Genomic DNA, 21,994 nt, shown 5'->3' with positions numbered 1-21,994 from the left:
ATGAAGATCCTGATCACCGGCAGCGCCGGTTTCATCGGTTCGGCCCTCTCAATGCGCCTACTCGAACGCGGCGACACCGTGATCGGGGTCGACAATCTCAACGACTACTATGACGTCAGGCTCAAGGAGGCACGGCTGGCGCGCACCCTCGATCATCCGAACTACACCGACGTGCGGCTCGATATCGCAGACGGCGCCGGACTGGCCGAGGTCTTCCACGTCCATCGCCCCGAGCGCGTGGTGAATCTGGCCGCCCAGGCCGGGGTGCGCTATTCGCTTACCAATCCCATGGCCTATGTCCATACCAACCTGCTCGGCTTTGCCAATGTCCTGGAATGCTGTCGCCGCTATGGGGTCGAGCATCTGGTCTACGCCTCAAGTAGCTCGGTCTATGGCGCCAATACCCAGATGCCGTTTTCGGTCCACGACAATGTCGACCATCCGCTCAGCCTCTATGCCGCCAGCAAAAAGGCCAATGAACTGATGGCCCACACCTATAGCCATCTCTACCGGATCCCGAGCACCGGGCTGCGTTTCTTCACCGTCTACGGGCCCTGGGGCCGACCGGACATGGCACTGTTCAAGTTCACCCGCGCCATCCTCGCCGGCGAACCGATCCAGGTCTTCAATTACGGTCGCCACAGACGTGACTTCACTTATATCGACGACATCGTCGAGGGCGTGATCCGCGTGCTCGACCGGGTGCCCGAAGGCAACCCCGACTGGTCCGGATCCAGGCCCGACCCGGCCAGCAGCCGCGCGCCCTACCGCGTCTACAACATCGGCAACAACCAGCCGGTCGAGCTGCTGGAATACATCTCGGTCCTGGAGCAGTGCCTGGGCCGCAAGGCCGAGATGGAACTGCTCCCGCTCCAGCCGGGTGATGTCCCAGACACCTTCGCCGACGTCACAGACCTCGTCCGCGATACAGGCTATAAACCCACCACACCCGTGGCCGAGGGCGTGGCGCGGTTCGTGGAGTGGTATCTGGACTTCTATCCCACGGCACGTCTCGGGTGATTCCGTCCCGGCCTGGGGCTCGAACAGTTTCGTTGATAGTTGAACTTTTTTGCGAGAATGTTGTAATATCTGCATGTCTCGCAAGATGGTCATGCATCCAAGAGGCCTTTGAAAAAGTGGCCGAGAGTTCGGCTGGCGGCTGCCAGCCCTTTCAGCGACAAGCTGATTGCTCGGTGACAGCCTGTGGAGAGGCGGGCTCTGGCCTTGGGCGCACGCTCAAGACGAAACCGGCCTCTGCGAAGCAGGAAGTCAGCTTTGTTCCTGTGTGAGCAGGAATGAGTAAGTCTGATGGAACGGTTCGGCTCAGCGTCCCAACTCGCGCACCTCGACCGTGCCGCTCCCGGTCCAGGCGCGCAGACTGGGCCGGTACATGTCCTCGACCGTTGCAGCCGGATGGGCGAAGACACCGGGCGAGACCGCACGCAGCCGATAGGCAAGCTGGAACCGTACCGGGTCGTCGGCCTCCCGGTCGATGGCCGCGATGAAGCGATCGGCGCGAAACTCGGTGTGTTGAGCCTCGCTTTCCAGCCCGAGCCAGGGGATGCCCGCGAGGTCGCCGGCGCCGATCAGGTGGGGATTTTCGATCTCCAAGCCCGCCGGCAAGGGATCATCGAGGATCAGGCGCGCCTGACGTGGCGCGCTCGCCTCAACCGTCAGCACCGCGACCAGACGCGCGCCCTGCTCGACCTCCGCCAACCGGACCCGCCGTCCATCCAGATCGTAATAGGCGCGCTCGATCCGATAGCCCTGACCGCCGGGCGGTTCGGGCACGCGGGGCACGCCCGTCACCGTCACCAAGGCCTCAACCGGACGCGTGTCGCGATTGACGATCGACAATGGGCGCACGGCGAGTTGGGACTCATCGAGGCGACGCTGGAAAAAGCCCACCTGCGTCGCCCCATCGACGCTCAGGGCTGGCTGTTCGCTCGACTGCATCAGTGCCCGGGCGGCAAGCAGCAGCCAGGCCTGTTCCTGGGTGCTGGTATAGGACTCGCTCGCCCAGAGCGCCTGGAGCCGCTGGGCGAGCGATTGGAGGTTCAGCGCCGAGGAGTCGCTCTCGGCGGCCAGTGTCAGCAGCCCGGCCCCATCGCGCAGCAGCGAGCCATAGTCCGAACGCCAGCGCCGATCGTCGTGGCCCTGCATGAACCGACCAAGCGCGGTCCGAAACAGCCCCTCGGCACGGGGGCGGTCGCCCTGGATGGCAAGCGCGGCGGCCAGCTGGGCGACGGCCAGGGGGCTGGCGAAGGCATCGAGCTTGGTGTCGGCGTAGTAGCGCAGGTCGCCGATCGCGGCGCGTCCGTTGCGGGCCAGCACATAGAGGGCATAGGCGATGTCCTCGCCGCCTGAGCTGAAGTCCGGGGTACTGCTGAGGCCGTTGTGTAGGTTGTCGAGCGCCAGTTGGAAGGGGACCTCCGGCACTGCATAGCCCTTTTCGCGCGCCCGGGTGAGGAAATCGGTGACATAGGCATCGAGCCAGGTGTCGCCGCCGCCATCGTTGCCCCAGAGGCCGAAGCTGCCGTTGCTGTCCTGCTTGGCCAGGATCTCGCCGATCGCCGCCTGCACCCGCGCGCGCACCCCGCCCTCGCCGGCCAGTCCAATGGCCTGGGCAACCTCATTGAGATAGAGCAAGGGGAGCGCCCGGCTGGTGAGCTGTTCGGCACAGCCGTAGGGATAGCGGTCGAGCGCCATCAAGAGCCCGGCGACATCCAGCCGTCCAGCCCCACCGATCGAGACCGTCAAGACGCCAGTTCCAGTCACCCGGTCGGCGAGCCGTTCGGCGTCCAGGGTCAGTCCCTCACCTGGCTGGAGCGTTACAGCCTCTGTACGGCTGGTGCGTGGCGCATTGGCGCGCACTGGTACGCGCAGCGTCTTGCGTAGGGCCTGACCGTCCGGGGTCAGCAGGTCGATGTTCAGACGCGCCTCCCCGACCGACTCGGCCTGAAGCGCGACGCTGGTCTGCGCACGCTGGCCTGCCGCCAGGGTCAGACTGGAGCGGGCCGACTCAGGCGCGACCTGGACCTGACCGCCTTCAGCGGCCACCGCAAGCCCAACCTCGCCGCCCGGCCCCTCGACCGCGTCCAGACTGAGTAGCACACGCGAGCGGTCGCCTGGGGCCAGGAAGCGCGGCAGGGTTGGGGTGACCACGATCGGATCGCGCACCGTCAGATCGCGCACCGCATGGCCAACACCCTCAGCGCCCCAGGCCATGGCCATGACGCGCACCGTGCCGTTGAAGTCGGGGATATCCACGGCGACCCGCGCCTGACCGCGCGCGTCGAGTTTGACGATCCCCGAATGATAGGCAAGCAGCTCCTCAGTCGGCGGCGGGCCCTCGATCGTCAGGTTCAATGCATCGCCGCCGCTGCGTACCACGCCCGGCAACCCCTGCATCCGGTCGATGAGCCGGCCATAGAGATCGCGGATCTCCATCCCCAGCCGCCGCTGGGCGAAATACCAGTCGTCCGGCGCGGGTGGCTGATAGCGGGTGAGGTTCAGGATCCCAAGATCGACCGCCGAGACCGTGACATAGACCGGCGATCCGGGCTTGACCCCCTCGACCTGGACCGGGATCTCGAGGGTCTGGCGCGGACGCACCGTGCCGCTGAGTTGGGGCGTCTCGGGGAGGTTGACTGCCAGCCGACGCGCCCCTGGATCGACGCCCGCCCAGGTCAGACCCAGTGCACGGGCCGGCATCCGGCGCGCCTCCAGGTCCATGGGGCGATAGAGCGCCGCCGTGATATAGACGCCCGGCCCCCAGTCGGCGGTCACCGGGAGTTCGAGGGTCGCCCCAGACTCGGGCACCTCGACCGCCTGCATGCCGATCAGTCGATCGTCGATCACCATCACCAGGGCGATCCCCGGGAAGCGCGGTTCGAGCCGTACCCGCGCCTTGTCGCCGACCCGATAGCTTGGTTTGTCGAGCACGACCTTGAGTAGATCCGGTGTGTCCTGGGTCTTGGGTTCGACGTACCAGCCGGACTCGAACTCCAGATCGACCGGCAGCACCGAACCGTCCGAGGTCGAGAGCGTCAGACGATAGCGGCCCCAAGCGACTGGGACCTCGATCCGTCCAGGATCCTGGGCATCCAGATCCAGGGTGCCGTCGGCCACGCGCTCGGTGGTGGTGATGGGTTCATAGTTCCAGGTGCCATCTGAGGTGTACCACTGGAAGCTGGTCTTGAGCCGCACCAGGGTCCAGCGCACCCCGGCGAGTGACTGACGCCGACCATCCGCGCCGAGGGCGATGGCCTCGAACCGGGCATGGCCGCCCTCCTCCACCGCCCCCTCGAATAGCGGCCTGAGTCCGATCCGCGTCTGTTTGGCTGCCAACGGACGCTTGAGCCGGCGCTCGACCGGACGCCCGCCCGGCTCCAGCACCCGCACCTGGATCTCGGCCTCCAGCAGCTTGCTGGTCGGCGGGATCTCGGGCAGATCCAAGGGCACCTCGGCATGACCCGCGGCATCCGTTCGCCCCTCCGGCAGCGGGCCGCCGACCGGCTCAAACGTCTCGCTCGCCAGACCGAAGCGATAACCGGGGAAGGCGTCCAGGGTCTCGGTCGGTTTCACCTGGATCTCGCCTTCCAGTGCCAGACCGCCGGCCGGTGCACCATAGAGGAAGCGGGCATCGAGCCTGAGCGACGGCGGATCGTCCGGATCGATCGCCGGAGTGGATGAATCCAGTTCGAAGGTCAGGCGCTCGGGCAGGAAGTCCTCGACCAGAAACGCCAGCTCGGCCAGGGCCGGCCCCTCGGGATCGGCATGGACAGAGGCACGCCAGGTGCCGCGCGGGGCCGTCTTGGTCAGTTGCACCTCGGTGGCATGCCCGCCCTGCCCCTGATCCTGGGTCAGGGTGCGCAGAGACTCCATCCCGTCCGGGCGCTTGACGATGAAGGTGATCGGGAGCTCCGTCACCGCCCGCGCGCGCGCGTCGCGCACCAGGGCGGTGAGATGGACGGTCTCGCCCGGACGATAGGCGCCGCGATCGCTGACGAGATAAACGTCAAGCGGCTTAGGCGGCAGCCGCCCCTCGACGCCCCGATCGCTCAGATCGAATGGCGGCTGGGTCAGATCGAGAAAGGCATAGTCGCCGGCGGGCGACTCGGCCACCAAGAGGGCCGGGGCATTGCCCCCGCTGCCGCGCAGCAGACCGGGATCAAAGCGGGCATGGCCGGCGCTGTCTGTGGTCGCGCGCCCCAGGATCTCGTTGTTGACCGCGACCAGACGCAGCTCGACCCCTCCGAGCGGCTTCGCACTGGAGAGTGAGCGGACTAGGGCATGGAGTCCGTCATTGCCTGCCAGCGTGGTCAGACCCAGGTCCGAGACCAGGAACCACTGGGTCGCGAGCGAATCGCCGTCATCGGGGGCAGTGTGCGGACGCACGGTCAGGACATAGATCCCGGGCTTGAGTTCGGGTACCAGCGCCCCGACCGGAACCGCCGTGGTCACCTCGCGGTTGAGCTCGGACTTGACCTCGATCTCCCCCTTCCAGACCGCCTCGCCGGTGCGTTCCTGGATGCGCTCTAGGTTCCAGCGTCCAAGCGGACGCTCCAGCAGTCCCTCCTCCAGCGCCTGGGTCAGGCTGCGATCGCCGAGTCGATGGACCTCGGCCTCGAGACGCTCGGTATTGACCGAGACCACCGGGATCGCCGCCTCGCCACCCTTGGGCAGCACATAGGCACGCCCGAGGAAGCGGGCCATGGGCGCACGGTCGCGGACATAGATGTCGAGTTCCGAGCCCTTAATCAAGATCTCGCCGTCGGCGGCCGGCAGCCCGGGACGCACCAGCACCTGATAGCGCTCACCGTGGCGCACGCCATCGATACAGATCTGCTTGGACTCGGCCTCGATCGGCAGATCGGTGCGACCGACGACGCGCACAAAGTCGGTGAGATTGGGCCGGCGCAGATCGAGCGGATCGCTGAACTGGATACAGATCCGCGGGCTGGCGGCGTCCGACTCGACATCATGCCCCTTGATCCGGAAACCATGCTCAGCGATCTGCTGATCGAGAACCTGGCGCAGCGCGGGCGAATCGACCAGGGCGAGTGCGGCGCGATTGGCGCGGATCGCGGCCCGCCATTCCTGGCGCTGGGCCAGGGTCCGGGCGATGAGCGCGAGCGCGGCGGCGCGCTCGGCGTCGTTCAGCGCCTGTGTATAGGTGTTGATGGCGGCAGCGGTCGCCTGCTGACGATAGCGTTGTCGGTCGTCCCAATCGCCCGCCTCGGCGGCGGCGAGCGAGGACTCGGCCAGCGCCATCCAGAGAGTCGGATCCTCCGGCGCCAGATTCAGTGCCTGGGAGTAGAGTGCGGCGGCCTGAGCGGGTTCATTGGATTGCAGCGCGGTGCGCGCCTGGGCCGTTAGGGTCGCGAGCTTGACCCCGGGCGCAGGCGCACTCGCCAGCTTGGCGGTCAGTCGGCGCGCCTCGGCGAGCTCGCGCGGGGGCAGGAATTGGAGCTCGGCCAGTCGCGCCTGCGATGAGACGGGACGCGGCGCCGTACCCTCGGCACCCGTCACCTGAACGGCCCGCTCGACGACCTGCCCGGAGACGGCACCCGCGAAGGGGCGGGGCTCCTCGTGGCTCTCCTTGAGAAAGCACCAGGCGGCCTTGGTGTTGTAGGTGAAGGCGCGACAGCGACTGTCATTCAGACAGGCCGTCTGGCAGTCGTCCAGGCTGATGGATTTGAGGGTCGCATAGTCCCGCCCGAAGTAGTCGATGCCGGGTAAGAGCTCGATGGAGCGTTCGGCGGACGTGGCGGCAAGCGACCAGACACAGGCCAGACCGATCAGTGCGAGACGCACGATGCTGGAGAGAGGCGCAGGAGCGGGCATGGCGGCGACCCTTTCGACTCGACTGGATGGGATGAACTCTAGTCCTCCGGCGGCCTCCAAGCAATGGACAACAGGCATCCATCGCACACTGTTCGCCAAAAGCGGGGTTACGGCACCCCATCGAGTTTGCGTTCGACCCTTAACACGCAGTTTCAGTGAGGTTACTATCAACAGGCCTGACCGATTCGCTGGTCTCGCTTGCCGTTTCACACAGGCTATCGGCTCATCAATCACAGCAACCCAAACGTCAGGAGGCTTCATCGTGACGACATCCACAAAATCGCAAGGCTCGTTGATGCTCGCCCTGTTCCCGCTCTTCATCCTCTATGCCGGTACGGTCGCACTCTTCGCGCTCACCCGCGAGAACACCAGCGGCATCGCCCTCTACTGGGGCTACTTCGTCCCGGTCATCGGGCTCATCTCCCTGGTCACGGCCTGGGGCAACGCCTATGTCCGGGGTGACTCGCGTCTGTTCTATCTGATCAAGCAGATCATCATCTGGGGTGCCTTCATCTGGGTGCTGGACATCCTGCACAAGATGGGCGTCGATGCCGCCATGGGTGGCCAGAAGGCCGCCGTGACCCTGGTGATGATGACGGCCCTGGTCGCGCTCCTGGTCGGTCTCTATCTGGACATCAAGATGGTGTTCTATGGCGCCTTCCTCGGATTCTGCGGCTATCTGCTGGCCGATCCGCGCCATTCGGCCATCCTGGTCAAGATCGGTGAGCCCTTCAAGGTCGTCGACCCCGCCAACAAGCCCGTGACCATGGTCATCGCCGTGGCCATCGCTGCCTTCATCGTCGCGGCATTCTTCATGCTGAGCACCCGCGGTTCGGTCGCTGCCAAGCGTTCCTCCTAAAACGCAATCGGCGCCCCTGGACCAATGCACTACCGCAAAGACACAGGGAGGTGTCTTCGTCAAGCACCGTCATGACGGATCGCCCCTTCCACTATGCGTTCCAGGTCCGGCTGCACGACACAGATGCCGCCGGGCGGCTGTTCTTCGCCCATCTGTTCCGGTATGCGCAGGACGCGCTTGAGGCCCTCATGGAGGACATCGGCTATCCGATCCACGCCATGATCCGCGACGGCGAGATCCTGCTGCCTCTGACCCATGCCGAGGCCGATTACCGGCATCCGATGCGTCACGGGGACCGGATCCGGGTCGAGGTCCAGGTTGAGGATCTGCGCCGGCGCTCGTTTGCGATCGGTTATCGCTTCCTGAGCGAAGCCGGCGAGGAGTTGGCGACGGCCAGGACCATCCATGTCCTGGTGACGGATGAGGTGCATGTCGGCGAGTCGCTGCCGGAGGCGCTGCGCGCGGGGCTGGCCGGCTACGTCATGGATCGAACCCAGAAGACGCCATGACACGCCCGCCGTCAGACGAGAGACGGTACGGCGGTAGGCAATGGTGTCTTCCGCCCCTGCGCGTCGACCCGCACAAAGGTGATGCGGGTCGAGAAGATCGGCTCCTCGCTGCCGGTCTCCAGATCATCGGCATAGACGCTCACGTCATAGGTCAGTGAGGTACGTCCGCGGCGGCTTGCGTTGGCAACGAAGCGCAGCACCGTGCCTAGATCGACGCCGCGGTGAAACTCCACCCGATCCATGCCGACGGTGACGAAGCGACAGCCCGGATTGTCGCGACTGGCGGCGATCCAGGCGATCTCATCGACCCATTTGAGCAGACAGCCGCCGAACAGATGGCCATAGTGGTTGAGATGTTCGGGACGGACGACGGTGTAGCTCTCCATGACGGCTCCAGCGGCGGGTTTAATCTTCTCTGGGGTGACGGTCTTCTTTGACGGCTCGGCTTGGGCTAGCATCCGGCAGTCGGGAAACGCGGTTTCAACCTCCGCGCCAGACGCGGCCTGCACGAGAAACAATCGATGTTCACCAACCTCCGTCTCTGGGTCAACTCCATGATCGGCGCCGGGACCGCGATCCTGCTCGCCGTCTTGGTGTTGTCCTTCTTTAATCTGCGTGCCCTAGACGGCCTGGCCCTGGAGGCGGAGCGCACCGAGCTGCACCAGTACGCCGAACGCATCCGGCTCGACGTCGAGACCGAGACCCGACTGGCCGAGGCCCTAAGCGCGCTCGTCGCCAATATCCCCGAGGTCCAGCATCGGTTTGCCGCCGGCGATCGCGACTGGTTGCGCACCCAGCTTCTGCCGCCCTATGAGGTGCTGAGCAAGGACTATGGCGCCGTCCAGTTCCAGTTCCATACCCCACCCGCGACCTCCTTTCTGCGGCTGCACCAGATCGAGAAATACGGCGATGATCTCTCCAGCTTCCGCCATTCGGTCGTGGATACCAATGCCGAGCGTACCCCCATCGCGGGCTGGAATGGGGCGTCGGCGGTCTGGGCGCGCGCGGCCTGGTGCCGGTCTTCGATCAGGGCCGTCACCTCGGTTCGGTCGAGTTCGGTATGTCGTTCGGACCGGCCTTCTTCGAGGGCTTCAAGGCGCGCCACGGCGTCGAGGCGGGACTGCACCTGATCCGTGACGGCCAGATCCAGACCTTTGCCAGCACCGCCGGCGACCGCCCACTCCTCGACGCGACCGCCATCGCCGCGGCCTCCTCAGGTACGCCTCAGTATGCCCAACTGACCATCGGCGGCCTGGAGCTGGCCGTCTATGCCGAGCAGGTCCGCGACTATGCCGGCCAGCCGCTTGGGGTGATCGAGATCGCCAAGGATCGTCAGGTCTACACCCGGATCCGGACGCGGGCGATCGAGCGCACCTGGCTGCTCGGCGGTCTGATGCTGGCGATCGGCATGACGCTGGCCTTTGTCTCGGCGCGGGTGCTCGCGCGCCGCATCCAGCGTGTCGCCCAGAGCCTCGACCGCGTGGCCGCCGGGGATCTATCACGCGCGGTCGTCCTGGACGGACGCGACGAACTGGCCGAGCTGGCGGCGGCCACGGACCGGATGCGCCGTCATCTACGCGATCTGGTCGCTGAGGTCGAGCGCAATGCGTTCTCGGTCCACGAGGCCGCGCGTCAGATCGCCCAGGCCGTCGAGGGTCAGGCGGCTACCTCGAGCGAGATGTCGAGCTCGGTGGCCGAGATCACCTCGACCATGGAGGAACTGTCTGCGTCTTCGGCGCAGATCGCGGAATATTCGGGATCCGTGGTCGAGATCGCACGCCGCACCTATGACGGCAGTCGTCAGGGTGAGGAGTCCATGCGCCAACTGGTGACCAAGATGGAGGAGATCCGCCACGACAATCAGGTCTCGCTCAAAGAGATCCTGGATCTGGGTGGCAAGTCCAAGGAGATCACGCGCATCATGGAGATCATCGACACCCTAGCCGATCAGACCCGGCTGATCGCCTTCAATGCCGCGCTCGAGGCCTCATCGGCCGGTGAGGCGGGCAAACGCTTCAGTGTGGTGGCCGCCGAGATCCGGCGTCTGGCCGACTCGGTCAGCGCGTCGACGTCCGAGATCGCGCACAAGATCACCGAGATCCAGGAGACCATCGGCCGGCTGGTCATCACCTCGGAAAAGGGCTCGGTCGGCATCGATCAGGGTCTGGACGCCTCGGCGCGCACCGCCGACTTCCTGCGCGAACTGGTGCAGACCGCCAGCGAGACCAGCAGCTCGGCCCAGCAGATCAGTCTCTCGACCCAACAGCAACGCACCGCCAGCAATCAAATCGTGGTCGCGCTCAAGGAGATCGTGACCGCCAGCGCCGAGACCGCCGAGTCGGTGCGGCGCCTCTCGCAGGTGGCTCAGAGCATGATGCAGCTGTCGGCGACGCTCAAGGGTCAGGTCGATCGCTTTGTGCTCGATGAACGGCCCGCCGCGTCCGAACCGCCGCTAGCCGAGGACTCGGGCCAGAGTCAGGCATGAAACCGATCCGCGTCCTCGTGGTCGATGACAGCGGCGCGGCGCGCGCGCTCATCCGCGCCCTGCTGGAATCCGAACCCGGACTGAGCGTCTGCGGCGAGGGGGCCAACGGGCGCGAGGCGCTGGAGCTGACACTCGCGCTCAAACCCGACGTCATCACCCTGGACTTGCAGATGCCCGAGATGGACGGCCTGACCGCCATCGAGGAGATCATGGCGGTGCGGGCCACGCCCATCCTGGTGCTCTCGGATCTGGCCGACTCGCACCATGCCATGGAGGCAGTGGCGCGCGGGGCGCTCGAGGCCGCCGCCAAACCGGGGATCGACGATGGTGGCGCCCTGGCGCAGCGACTGCGGATGCTCGCCGGGGTACCCGTGATCCGGCACATCCGGCGTCAGTCGAGTACCACCTCGCTCGTGCCTCAGACCAAGCCGGCACTTCAGTCGCTACCATTGCCGGGTGCGGTCGGCGGGCGTCCTGAAAATCAGGACGAGCGTCTGATCGCCATCGCCTCCTCTACGGGAGGCCCCCAGGCACTGGCGGCACTGCTTCCACAACTGCCGGCGACGCTCGCCGCTCCAATCCTGATCGTCCAGCATCTGTCGGTCGGCTTCGCCGCGGCCATGGCCGACTGGCTCGACGGCCTCTGTCCGTTGCAGGTCGTGGTGGCCAAGTCCGGCGAGCGTCCGCAACCCGGGCGCATCTATCTGGCCGATCCAGCCCAGCATCTGATCCTGAGCGCTGACCGACGTCTGCGCTATGTCGAGCCGGACGCGCGCGACATCTATCACCCGAGCTGCGACCGGCTGTTGTCCTCGGTGGCCGAGCATTACGGGAAGGGGGGGCTGGGCGTGATCCTGACCGGCATGGGTCGCGACGGGGTGCGCGGGCTGCTCGACATCCGTGCTGCCGGTGGCTGGACCCTGGCCCAGGATGAGGCCAGCTCGCTCATCTTCGGCATGAACCGCGAGGCCATCCTCGCCGGCGCCATCGCCCAGGTATTGCCCCTGGACCAGATCGCAGGCGCCCTGTGCCGTCTGGTGGGCACGCTGCCATGAATCTCGACGCCATCCAGCAGTTCATCCGCGAGCATCTAGGGCTCAATGCCGGCACCTATGGCAACGATCTCTGGCGCGAGCTGATCGCCAAGCGCATCGACAGCATTGGCGCCCGCTCACCCGAGGACTATCTGGCGCGGTTGCGCAACGATGAGACCGAGCTCCAGGCACTCACCAGTCTCATCACCATCAACGAGACCTACTTCTATCGCGAGCCCCAGCATCTGCGTCTGCTGACCGAACGGCTCTGTCCCGAGCGGCTGGCGCGTCGCGCCTCCGATGACCCAGTGCGGCTGCTGTCGGTCGGCTGCTCGACCGGTGAGGAGCCCTATTCGATCTTGATGGCATTACGCGAGCGCTATGGTGAGCTGGCCGAGTCTTTGTTCGAGGTCAACGCCGGGGACGTGGATCGGACAGCCCTGGAGCGCGCGCAGGCCGGGATCTATGGGCGTCTCTCGTTTCGCGCCCTGAATCCTCAGCTCCAAGAGCGTTACTTCAGTCCCGAAGACACCAATCATTTCCGGATCGACGAGCGTCTGCGCCGCGGGGTGCACTTCCATCCGCTCAATCTGCTTGATCCCGAGTATCCGCAAACCCTGGCCAACCAGGATGTGATCTTCTTTCGCAATGTCTCGATCTATTTCGATGAACCGACCCGCAGGCGCGTGCTGGAGCGGCTCAAGACGCTGCTTGTGCCCGGCGGGTATCTGATCGTCGGCATCTCCGAGACGCTGGCCAATGATTTCGGCATCCTGACGCTGTGTGAGCGTGACGGGGTGTTTCTGTTCGTCAACGAGCCGGCTGGGATGGGGCGTGCGTCGGTGACGGCTGATGCCCAAGGTGCCAGACGGGCGTTGCCGGTCGGAGCGGTGCGACCGGCGCGGCTGGTCTTGCATACCGACAGTGGCGTGCCGCGCTCGGATCCCTTGCCGGTCGCGCGCCCCCCGCCGCCAGGGCCGCAGGTCTACGACGACGCGGCGGCGGATGCCGTTTATGACGAGGCGCTCACGCTCACCCAGTCCGAACGGTATCAGACAGCCCTCGAACGGCTCGAACCGCTCTGTGCCTGTCCCCAGCCAAGGGCGAAGGATCTGGTGCTCAAGGCCTATCTGCTGTTTGAGCTGGATCGGATTGCGGACGCCCTGGCCTTGGCGCATCAGATACTGGCGAGCGATCCGTGGCACCTGGGGGCCTTGCTGGTGTTGGGACGCGGTGCCCGGCGGCAGGGACAGACGAACGACGCCATCGCCTTCCTGCGCCGCGCCATCTACCACCAGCCTGACTGCTGGCCGGCCCACTTCCAGCTCGCCGAGGTCTATCGCGAGACCGGGCAGACAGAACTGGCACGGCGTGAGTACAGGATCGTGTTGCACCAGCTCGAACGTGATACCCAGGTCGCCAATCCTCAAACGATCCTGATCGGCGCACCGGCCCTGGCACTCGGCGATCTGAACCGACTGTGCCGACTGCATCTGGCCCGACTCGAAGCAAGCCTCTGAGCCGATCCTGATCATGGCCCTGGACATCAAGAAATTCCTGCCCCGTTTCACCAGCGAGGCCCGTGACCAGCTGGGGCGGCTCGAGGCCGGATTGGCGCCCCTGGTCTCGGGTGTCGGCCTGGACGTCAATTCGATCAACGAGCTCTTCCGCGCCGCCCATACACTCAAGGGCTCGGCGCGGATGCTCAAGCTGACGGGTATCGCCGAGACCGCACACCAGCTCGAAGAGGTGCTGGGCGCATTGCGCGAAGGCCGCATCCGCCTGAATCCCGAACTCGGCACCCTCCTGATGCGGTCTTTGGACGCCATTGGTGCCCTAGTCGAGCAGGTGGAACCGAACCTGGGTCAGATCCCGCCCGCCGACCCGGCACTCTGCGCGGCACTTGCGGCAGCCGCTCAGGGCAATGCCGAGGTCTCACCCCCCTTCCAAGAGGAAAGAGGGTCTGAGACAGGGCCATCCGCGACCGAATCCGAGCCAACGCGCATTGCGGTACCCTCAGATTCAGGCCCCATGGACTCCAGGACGAGCACGCCGAGCCAGCCCGCGCCGACCGAACTGCTGACGGCGGAGCCGGCACACGCGGACCCAACCGCCCTACGCGCCCTCGACAGCGTGCGGGTGCGCATGGACAAGCTCGACGAGCTCATCAAGCTCATGGGCGAGGTCGTCTCCAACCAGGTCAAGCTGCGCCTGAAGCTGATGGAGGCCCAGGCACTCGACAAATCCTTAGCCGCCCTGGTCTGCGCCGAGACCGAACCTGAACGCGAGCCTCTGAAGGCCCAATCTCAGGCCATGCACGCCTTCACGCTCGCCCTGTGCGATCTGGTCCAGGAACAGGAGCACCTGACGAGCGAACTCAATGATCGCGCCCTGGTGATGCGGATGCTGCCGCTGGCCATCGTCTTCGAGCCGATCGCGCCACTGGCGCGTCAACTCGGACGCGAGCTGGGCAAGGAGGTCCAGTGCGAGATCAGCGGCGGCGAGATCGAGCTGGATCGTCAGCTCATCGATCACTTGAGCGATGCCCTGGTGCATCTGGTGCGCAACGCCGTCGATCACGGACTCGAATCCCCGGACGAACGCCAGGCCGCCGGCAAACCGCGCCTCGGTCGCATCCGGCTCTCGGCGCGCCAGGAAGGTGTCGGGGTGCTGAGATCGAGGACGACGGGCGCGGACTCGACCGCGAGCGCATCCTCGCCAAGGCGATCCAGAAGGGACTGATCGATCCGGCCCGCGCCCCAGGTCTCGACGACGCATCCATCAACGAGCTCATCTTGTTGCCCTGATTCAGCACCAGCCCCATCATCACCGAGATCTCGGGGCGCGGCGTCGGCCTGGACGCGGTCAAGCGCGCCATCGTCGAGGAGCTGCGCGGCTCGCTGTCGATCACGAGCCGTCCCGGCCTCGGCACCCGCTTTGCGCTCCAGCTCCCGGCCTCGCTCACCGTGATGCGGGTGCTGCTCTTCGAGGCCGGCGGACGGACCTTTGGGCTGACCGCGCATCAGGTCGCCGAGCTGATCCGGGTACCGCGCGACCAGATCCTGCAGGTCGGCGACCGCCCGGCCATGGTGCTGCGCCACGAGTTCCTGCCCTTGATCCAGGCCGGCGATCTCCCCGCGCTCCAGATCACCACAGACAACGAGTCCGGCGCCGGCTGGCTGGTGGTCGTCATCCAGTCGCGCCAGACCAAGCTGGGCCTGATCGTGGACCGGCTGCTCGATGAGCGCGACATGGTCATCAAGCCACTCCCAGCCCATCTGCGCCTCGGCGGGTTGGTCGCTGGCATGGTCATCACCGGAGACAATGCCCTGGTCAGCATCCTTCAGGCACCCGCCCTGATCGAGATGGCGCGCCGACGGCGTGGCGAGACACCTCTGATGAACGCCGCCCGACGCGATGCGCATCAGACGTCCGGCGGACGGCGCCTGCTGGTCGTCGACGATTCGCTCAACACCCGTGAGATCGAGCGTGAGATCCTGGAGGCCCATGGCTACCACGTCACCCTGGCCGAGGATGGGCTCGATGGCTGGCAGAAGGCGCTCGGCGGACACTTCGATGCCGTGATTACAGACATCGACATGCCGGGCATGGACGGCTTCGCGCTGACGGCGCGTCTGCGCGAACACGATCAATACCGCTCCACGCCGATCCTGATCGTTACCTCGCGCCAGAAGCCTGAAGACAAGCAGCGCGGCATCCAGGTCGGGGCCGACGCCTAATATCGTCAAGGGCGACTTCAATCAATCGAGTCTGGTTGATACCCTGATGAATCTGTTAGGTTAGCCCAACCCCTTCACCACCCCTGAGGCAAGGACCCAGACCCCCATGTTCCAGGCCCGCCTGCAGGCGGTTAGGGCCGGCGCTCAGGCCTATTACCGCAAGCCGGTCAGGGCCGTGGAGCTGGCCGAGTGGCTCGATCAGCTCACCAATCGCGCCCCCCCAATCCCTATCACATCCTGATCGTGGACGACGACCCGCTGCTCGGCGAGATCTACGCCCTGAACCTGGAGGCGGACGGCATGATCACCCGGGTCGTCAGCGAACCCGAGCACGTACTCGAGATCCTCGCGGACTTCGAGACCGACCTGGTACTGATGGATCTCTATATGCCCCAGTGCTCCGGACCCGAGCTGGCGCGGGTGCTGCGCCAGATCCCCGGCTATCTGGGTCTGCCGATCGTCTATGTATCGTCTGAAACCGACTCCAAGCGCCAGTTCAAGGCGCTTGAGGTCGGCGCCGATGGCTTTCTCACCAAACCGATCGCGCCTGCGCGCCTGGTGACCGAGGTCCGGCTGTGCGCCGAGCGCATGCGCACCCTGCGCTCGCTGATGATCCGCGACAGCCTCACCGGGCTCTTCAACCACAACACCCTCCTGCAGCTACTCAGGGTGACCCTGGCCAATTGTCAGCGCAGTGGACAGAGGCTCTGTCTCGCCATGAGAGACCTCGATCACTTCAAGGCCGTCAACGACACCCACGGGCACCCGACCGGCGATCAGGTGCTGATGGCACTCGGGCGCACCCTGCGACTGCGTCTGCGCGAGTCTGACATCGTCGGGCGTTATGGCGGTGAGGAGTTCGCCGTCATCATGACCGGACTGGACGCCGATCAGGCCAAGGCCGTGATGGATTCAGTGCGCGAGAACTTCGCAGCCGTAACCTTCATCGCCAACGACACGGAGTTCAATTGCACCTTCAGTGGCGGACTAGCAGCCTTTCCCGAATACAAGGATCCCTCGACCCTGATCGAGGCGGCCGATGCCCCGCTCTATCGCGCCAAGCGCGCTGGACGCAATCGCATCCTGATCGCTCAGACCAATCGCCAGCCGTGACGACCGCGATGACGCAACCGCTTGAAACCCACTCGAGTGCGCGACCTTCCGAAATCCATCGGCCACACAAGGCGCCGTCCGGAACATTCTGGCCCAGCCCCCTGACTCAGCGTCATCCGCCGTCACCAAGCGATACCGACATGCACAGGCCCGACAACACACATCCGCGACGACCCGACTGGTTCAAGCACCTCGGCTTGGGGCTGATGTTGATATTCGGCCTAGCCCAACAGTCAGGCTGGACCCAGGCGGCCAATGACGCGCCCCCCAAGACGACCAAACCTGCCCTGACCGTCACCGTCACCCACCCCGAGGTCCGGATCTGGCCACGCACCCTTGCCGCCACCGGGAATATCGCCGCCTGGCGCGAGGTGGTGGTCGGCGCCGAGATCGGGGGCGAACGGCTGGTCGAGGTGCCGGTCGAGATCGGCGACCGGGTCGAGCGCGGCCAATTGCTCGTCCGGATCGATAGCGACAGCGCAAGGGTGGCCCTCGAACAGGCGCGGGCCGCCTTGGCCGAGGCCGAGGCGCAGCTCGCCGAGGCCCGCGCCGACGCCGAGCGCGCCCGCCGCTCTCAGGGCACGGCGGCGCTCAGCCCCCAGCAGTCCGACCAGTACCTGAGTGCCGAACAGACCGCGCTGGCCCGGCTCGAGGCCGCCCGGGCGCGGGTGCGCGCCGAGGAGCTGCGCCTATCGCGAACCGAGGTGCGCGCGCCGGTCGCCGGGATCGTCGCCGCGATCAGCGCGACCCAGGGCGCACTCGTCCAGCCCGGGACCGAGCTGCTGCGCCTTATCCGCGACGCTCGGCTGGAATGGCGCGCCGAGGTGCTGGCGACCGAACTGGCACGGCTGCAAGCGGGCGGATCGGCCCGAATCAAGGCGCCGGACGGAACCTGGGTGAACGGGCGGATCCGGCTCATTGCCCCGACCGTCGACAGGGGCACGCTCACCGGACTGGTCTATGTCGATCTACCCACTGAGATGACTGGCCAATCACTGCGTGCCGGGATGTTCGTTCGCGGCGAGCTGGATCTCGGTACCACGCCTGCCCTGACCCTGCCGCAGTCGGCGGTGCTGATGCGCGAGGGCTTCGCCTATGTCTTTCGGCTGCAACCCCAGGGTACAGTCGCTCAGACCAAGGTCTGGATCGACCGGCGTCTGGGCGATCGGGTCGAGATCAGCGCCGGGCTTGAGGTCACGGATACGGTGGTCGACACTGGGGTCGGCTTCCTCGCCGACGGCGATCTGGTGCGGATCTCGGAGTCTGGACCGCCGGATGGCAGTGTTCGATAAGGAGGCGTCTTTCTCCCGCCGCTCCGCCTGGGACTTCGCTATCATGCGCACTGCCCGATCCGTATTCGACTGGCTCGGACGCGCAACAGTATTCCGTTTGATCCGAACCTTCCATGGAACTCAAAGATCATGCGTCAACCTCCCAGAACAACCGCCCAGACCCGACTCCTGCTCGCCCTGATACTTGCGGTCCCCACAACCGCCCTTGCCTATAACACCAGGGACGCCATCCGCGACTGCGAGGCCCGATTGCGCAGCGACTACGGACTCATCGATCTACGCGATGAGCAGGTCGTCCAACTGCCGGGCGACAAGAACTACAGGGTCGAGGGCAAGACCAAGATCGACGGACGCAAATATCCCTGGACCTGCGAGATCCAGCGGCGGCGCGTCGTCGAGGTCCAGTACGAAGGACGCCGCCCACCCAGCGGCGGCGGTTCGGGTGGCAGCGGTGCGCCCGAGGTCGTACCGCGTCGCTCCGGCGAGCTGGAGGTGCGGCTGCCGAGCGGCTGCACCGCGCTCTATGACCGCGAGGGCACGCTGATCACCCGTAGCAGCAACTGCAACTCGAGCGACCGCCGCCGTGCCGAGGATGCCGTCGATGCCTATCTGCTCCAACAGGGGCGCGGCCAGGGTGGTGGACGCGGCAATGAAGACGGATACGGACGCGATGGACGTGACCAGTCTGGCGATGAGCGCAGCGGTAGATACGAACCTAGACCCGACCGAGGCGGTCCCCCGCCGGAGATTATGATGGACCGCAATGGCGAGGCCGAGGCAGTCTTCAGGAACGACTGCGTCGTCTATTACGACCGGCTCGGACGACGCACGGAGGCGCGTCCGAACTGTAACGACCGCCAGCTCGATATAGCCGATCAGGCGATGCGCGATTATCGTCGCGCGCAGGGACTCTAGTTCCGCCAACCTGCATCGACTGATGAACCTCTCCGCCTGGTCGATCCGCAGCCCGATCCCGGCGATCCTGCTGTTCGCCCTGCTGGCCTTCATGGGCACGCTGTCGTTCATGACCATGAAGGTCCAGCAGTTCATGGACATCGACCTGCCGAGTGTACGAGTGGTGGCCAGTCTGCCCGGTGCGGCCCCCGCCCTGCTGGAGACCGAGGTGGCGCGCAAGATCGAGAACGCCCTCGCGACCCTCCAGGGCATCAAGCATCTCTACACCAAGATCCAGGACGGCACCGCCACCATCACCGCCGAGTTCCGGCTGGAGAAACCAACCCAGGAGGCCGTCGATGATGTGCGCGACGCGGTCGCGCGCGTCCGCCCCGAGCTGCCCGGCGACTTGGAAGAGCCGATCGTCGCCAAGATCAACCTGACCGGGCTCCCGATCCTAAGCTACACCGTCGCCTCGCCGCGTCTGGACGAGGAGGCCCTGTCTTGGTTCGTCGACAACGACCTGGCACGGCGTCTGCTCAGCGTGCCTGGGGTCGGGGCGGTGAACCGCGTCGGCGGGGTCGAGCGGGAGGTGCGCGTCGAGCTGGACCCGGACCGGTTGCTCGCGCTGCGGGTCACAGCCGCCGAGATCTCGCGCCAGCTGCGCCTGATCCAGCGCGAGGACGCGGGCGGGCGCGCCGATCTGGGCGGGGCCGAGCAGTCGATCCGCACCCTGGCGACCGTCCAGACCGCCGCCGAGTTGGCCGAGCTGGACATCAGCCTGTCTGATGGTCGGCGCATCCGGCTCGGTCAGGTCGCGACCCTGATCGATACCGTCGCCGAACGCCGCTCGGCCGCCCTGCTCGATGGGCGCCCGGTGGTCGGCTTCGAGGTGGTGCGCAGTCGCGGCGCGGGCGAGGTCCAGGTCGCCCAGGGGGTGCGGGCCGAACTGGCGCGGCTTCAGTCCGAGCGCCCGGACCTTGAGATCGTCGAGTCATTCAACTTCGTCGATCCAGTGCTGGAGAACTTCGAAGGCTCGATGTCGCTGCTGCTGGAGGGCGCGCTGCTGGCGGTGTTGGTGGTCTGGGTCTTTCTGCGCGACTGGCGCGCGACCCTGATCTCGGCCACGGCCTTGCCGCTCTCGATCCTGCCGACCTTTGCCGCCATGCATCTGCTCGGGTTCACACTCAATGTCGTGACCCTGCTGGCCCTGTCGCTGGTGATCGGCGTCCTGGTCGATGATGCCATCGTCGAGATCGAGAACATCCTGCGCCATCTGCGCCAGGGCAAGACGCCCTATCAGGCGGCGCTGGAGGCGGCGGATGAGATCGGGCTGGCGGTGATCGCCACCAGCTTCACCCTGATCGCCGTGTTCCTGCCGACGGCCTTCATGAGCGGGGTGGCGGGCAAGTTCTTTGTCCAATTCGGCTGGACGGCGGCCATCGCGGTCTTTTTCTCGCTGGTGGTGGCGCGTCTGCTCACACCCATGATGGCGGCCTATCTGCTGCGCCCACCGCGCCGGCTCCACGATCATCCGCGCTGGCTCGATGCCGTGGTGCGCCTGAGCGGGGTCTGTGTGCGCCATCGTTGGCTGACGCTGCTGGGGGCTGCGGTCTTCTTCGTCGGTGCCTTTGCACTCGCGCCATTCCTGCCGACCGGCTTCCTGCCGCCCGACGACATGTCCCAGACCCAGGTCTACCTGGAACTCCCCCCTGGCAGCCGGCTCGATGAGACCCTGGAGGCCGCCGAGCGGGCCCGGGTCCTGATCGCGCGCCATCCCCAGGTGCAACTGGTCTATACCACCATCGGGGGCGGCGCGGCCGGGAGCGATCCCCTCATGAGCACAGGCGTTCAGGAGGTGCGCAAGGCGACCCTGACCATCCGTCTCAGCCCGCGCGGTGAGCGGCGGGGGGTCAGCAAGCAGGCGATCGAGCGCGAGCTGCGTGAGGCCCTGACCGCCATCCCTGGTATCCGCTTCACCGTGGGACTGGCCGGTGCCAACGAGAAATACATCCTGGTGTTGACCGGCGAGGACGGTGAGCGACTGGTCGAACACGCGCGCCGGGTCGAGCGCGAGTTGCGCACCCTCCCCGGGATCGGCACCGTCACCAATACCGCTGGACTGGCGCGTCCCGAACTGGTGGTCCGGCCCGATTCTGCCCGCGCCGCCGAGCTGGGCGTGACCACGGCGGCCATCGCCGAGACCCTACGCATCGCCACCAGTGGTGACTATGCTCAGTTGCTGCCCAAGCTCAATCTCTCTCAGCGTCAGGTGCCGATCGTAGTCAGGCTGCCGCCCGAGGCGCGCCAGGACCTCGATCTGCTGCGCAGCCTGAGCGTGCCCGGGCGGGACGGGCCAGTGCAGATCGGTGCCATCACCGACCTGAGGCTCGACAGCGGACCGGCCGAGATCGATCGCTACGACCGGCGGCGCAACGTCAACTTCGAGATCGAACTCAATCAGCAACCGCTGGGCTTGGTGGAGAAACAGGCGCTGGCGTTGCCGAGTCTGCGCCAACTGCCACCGGGCATCTCCCAGACCCAGGTCGGTGATGCCGAGGTCATGGGCGAGCTCTTCGCCAGCTTTGGGGTGGCGATGCTGACCGGGGTGCTCTGCATCTATGCGGTGCTGGTGTTGCTGTTTCGCGACTTCGTGCAGCCCGTCACCACCCTGGCGGCCCTGGTGCTGTCGATCCCCGGCGCCTTTCTTGCCCTGTTTGTGACCGGCAGCGCCCTGTCGATGCCCTCGCTGATCGGGCTCATCATGCTGATGGGTATCGCCACCAAGAACTCGATCCTGTTGGTCGATTACATCCTCCTGGCGCGGCGCACGCATGGCCTCAACCGCTGGGAGGCGCTGCTGGATGCCTGTCGCAAGCGGGCGCGCCCGATCATCATGACCACAGTCGCCATGGGGGCCGGGATGCTGCCGATCGCGCTCGGCATCGGTGTGGACCCCAGTTTTCGCGCCCCCATGGCGATCGTGGTCATCGGTGGGCTCATCACCTCGACCTTTCTGAGTCTGCTGGTGGTGCCCGTGGTCTATACCCTGGTCGATGATGGGGTCGAGTGGGCGCGGCGGCTGGTGAGAGGAGGGTCGAAAAGATCAACTGTGCGAGGAGGGTCCTCAATACAGTCGGGACAGTCACGCCTGCCAGACCTGAGTCAGCCCTAGGGCACTCAGGGCAGGAAGCGTATCATGTGAATCTTTGCGCACTT

Annotated in this window: 15 protein-coding genes and 2 pseudogenes; 15 read left to right on the top strand and 2 right to left on the bottom strand. The window is 66.1% G+C overall.

Annotated elements, in window-relative coordinates; all coding sequences use genetic code 11:
• Entirely contained in the window at window positions 1–1,020 is a 1,020-nt protein-coding gene (locus E6P07_RS05395; RefSeq protein ID WP_153974664.1) for an NAD-dependent epimerase, read from the top strand.
• 303 nt (window positions 1,021–1,323) lie between these two features.
• On the opposite strand, the gene E6P07_RS05390 is transcribed toward E6P07_RS05395, so the two are convergent.
• The gene (locus tag E6P07_RS05390) at window positions 1,324–6,849 is read right to left on the bottom strand and encodes an alpha-2-macroglobulin family protein (protein ID WP_153974663.1); all 5,526 of its coding nucleotides are present in this window, start codon (window positions 6,847–6,849) and stop codon (window positions 1,324–1,326) included.
• A gap of 262 nt (window positions 6,850–7,111) precedes the next feature.
• On the opposite strand from E6P07_RS05390, the gene E6P07_RS05385 reads away from it, so the two are divergent.
• Window positions 7,112–7,708: a hypothetical protein gene (locus E6P07_RS05385; protein ID WP_246172942.1), complete on the top strand. Its 597-nt coding sequence runs from the start codon at window positions 7,112–7,114 to the stop codon at window positions 7,706–7,708.
• A 71-nt stretch (window positions 7,709–7,779) separates the two neighbouring features.
• Window positions 7,780–8,217, top strand: a complete 438-nt coding sequence (locus tag E6P07_RS05380) for an acyl-CoA thioesterase (protein WP_153974662.1) — start codon at window positions 7,780–7,782, stop codon at window positions 8,215–8,217.
• An 11-nt stretch (window positions 8,218–8,228) separates the two neighbouring features.
• Here the strand turns inward: E6P07_RS05380 and E6P07_RS05375 are convergent, their stop codons facing one another.
• On the bottom strand, window positions 8,229–8,603 hold the full coding sequence (locus tag E6P07_RS05375; RefSeq protein ID WP_153974661.1) for an acyl-CoA thioesterase: 375 nt from the start codon (window positions 8,601–8,603) through the stop codon (window positions 8,229–8,231).
• A 135-nt stretch (window positions 8,604–8,738) separates the two neighbouring features.
• Between E6P07_RS05375 and E6P07_RS13885 the strand changes: the two are divergent.
• The 12 genes and pseudogenes from E6P07_RS13885 to E6P07_RS05335 form a co-directional block, all read left to right on the top strand.
• Window positions 8,739–9,493, top strand: a pseudogene (locus E6P07_RS13885) (cache domain-containing protein); the annotation flags it as partial.
• A 117-nt stretch (window positions 9,494–9,610) separates the two neighbouring features.
• Complete coding sequence (locus tag E6P07_RS05370; RefSeq protein ID WP_425505157.1) at window positions 9,611–10,702, top strand: methyl-accepting chemotaxis protein; 1,092 nt, start codon at window positions 9,611–9,613, stop codon at window positions 10,700–10,702.
• A complete protein-coding gene (gene cheB / locus E6P07_RS05365; protein WP_153974660.1) occupies window positions 10,699–11,757 on the top strand; it encodes a chemotaxis-specific protein-glutamate methyltransferase CheB in 1,059 nt (352 codons plus the stop codon). Before E6P07_RS05370 ends, cheB begins: the two co-directional genes overlap by 4 nt.
• Window positions 11,754–13,256, top strand: a complete 1,503-nt coding sequence (locus tag E6P07_RS05360; protein WP_153974659.1) for a CheR family methyltransferase — start codon at window positions 11,754–11,756, stop codon at window positions 13,254–13,256. The genes cheB and E6P07_RS05360 overlap by 4 nt, the downstream gene beginning before the upstream one ends.
• A gap of 13 nt (window positions 13,257–13,269) precedes the next feature.
• Window positions 13,270–14,478: a chemotaxis protein CheA gene (locus E6P07_RS14060; RefSeq protein WP_343031246.1), complete on the top strand. Its 1,209-nt coding sequence runs from the start codon at window positions 13,270–13,272 to the stop codon at window positions 14,476–14,478.
• An 80-nt stretch (window positions 14,479–14,558) separates the two neighbouring features.
• Window positions 14,559–14,633 (top strand): annotated as a pseudogene (locus E6P07_RS14055) (hypothetical protein); the annotation flags it as partial.
• 72 nt (window positions 14,634–14,705) lie between these two features.
• Window positions 14,706–15,476: an ATP-binding response regulator gene (locus tag E6P07_RS14050; protein ID WP_343031245.1), complete on the top strand. Its 771-nt coding sequence runs from the start codon at window positions 14,706–14,708 to the stop codon at window positions 15,474–15,476.
• 106 nt (window positions 15,477–15,582) lie between these two features.
• On the top strand, window positions 15,583–15,717 hold the full coding sequence (locus E6P07_RS14005; protein WP_281346825.1) for a hypothetical protein: 135 nt from the start codon (window positions 15,583–15,585) through the stop codon (window positions 15,715–15,717).
• Window positions 15,718–15,719: 2 nt separating this feature from the next.
• The gene (locus tag E6P07_RS05350) at window positions 15,720–16,589 is read left to right on the top strand and encodes a GGDEF domain-containing response regulator (RefSeq protein WP_246172939.1); all 870 of its coding nucleotides are present in this window, start codon (window positions 15,720–15,722) and stop codon (window positions 16,587–16,589) included.
• A gap of 140 nt (window positions 16,590–16,729) precedes the next feature.
• The gene (locus E6P07_RS05345; protein WP_153974658.1) at window positions 16,730–17,881 is read left to right on the top strand and encodes an efflux RND transporter periplasmic adaptor subunit; all 1,152 of its coding nucleotides are present in this window, start codon (window positions 16,730–16,732) and stop codon (window positions 17,879–17,881) included.
• A gap of 129 nt (window positions 17,882–18,010) precedes the next feature.
• Complete coding sequence (locus E6P07_RS05340) at window positions 18,011–18,796, top strand: hypothetical protein (protein WP_153974657.1); 786 nt, start codon at window positions 18,011–18,013, stop codon at window positions 18,794–18,796.
• A 22-nt stretch (window positions 18,797–18,818) separates the two neighbouring features.
• Window positions 18,819–21,950, top strand: coding sequence for an efflux RND transporter permease subunit (locus E6P07_RS05335; protein ID WP_153974656.1), 3,132 nt, complete (start codon window positions 18,819–18,821; stop codon window positions 21,948–21,950).
• Window positions 21,951–21,994: the final 44 nt, after the last annotated feature.

It is taken from the genome of Thermochromatium tepidum ATCC 43061 (assembly GCF_009664085.1).
Classification (GTDB): domain Bacteria; phylum Pseudomonadota; class Gammaproteobacteria; order Chromatiales; family Chromatiaceae; genus Thermochromatium; species Thermochromatium tepidum.
Note: the sequence above shows the minus strand (reverse complement) of the source record. Positions and strands in the feature narration are given on the sequence as shown.